General features: G+C 46.2%; 2 tRNA genes. Both read right to left on the bottom strand.

What is annotated here, in order from left to right:
- Positions 1 to 86: 86 nt before the first annotated feature.
- A tRNA-Ala gene (locus AAEY99_RS21250) sits at positions 87 to 162 on the bottom strand.
- Positions 163 to 307: 145 nt separating this feature from the next.
- Positions 308 to 384, bottom strand: a tRNA-Ile gene (locus tag AAEY99_RS21245).
- Position 385: the final 1 nt, after the last annotated feature.

Here is a 385-nt window from a genome sequence, read left to right as displayed (position 1 = left end):
CGGGCTTAAAAAAGCCAAAGATAAAATTTCGTTTATCTTTGGCATCTCTAACCTATGCATATGCTTATCGTCATGATAAGTGTAAATGGTGGAGCTATGCGGGATCGAACCGCAGACCTCCTGCGTGCAAGGCAGGCGCTCTCCCAGCTGAGCTATAGCCCCATTTACATGCAGTTGAGATTTTACGTTTACCTTCTATGAAGGTCTTACCAAAAAAATTGGCTTGCCAATCGTTTCTAATCAAGGCGGTTGATAGCGACGTTTAGTTGACTAAACGAGTTATCATCCAACGCAGAGTAGGAAAGATTGGTGGGTCAGAGTGGACTTGAACCACCGACCTCACCCTTATCAGGGGTGCGCTCTAACCAGCTGAGCTACAGACCCA

It is taken from the genome of Shewanella sp. S1-58-MNA-CIBAN-0166, assembly GCF_040310085.1.
GTDB lineage: Bacteria > Pseudomonadota > Gammaproteobacteria > Enterobacterales > Shewanellaceae > Shewanella.
Note: the sequence above shows the minus strand (reverse complement) of the source record. Positions and strands in the feature narration are given on the sequence as shown.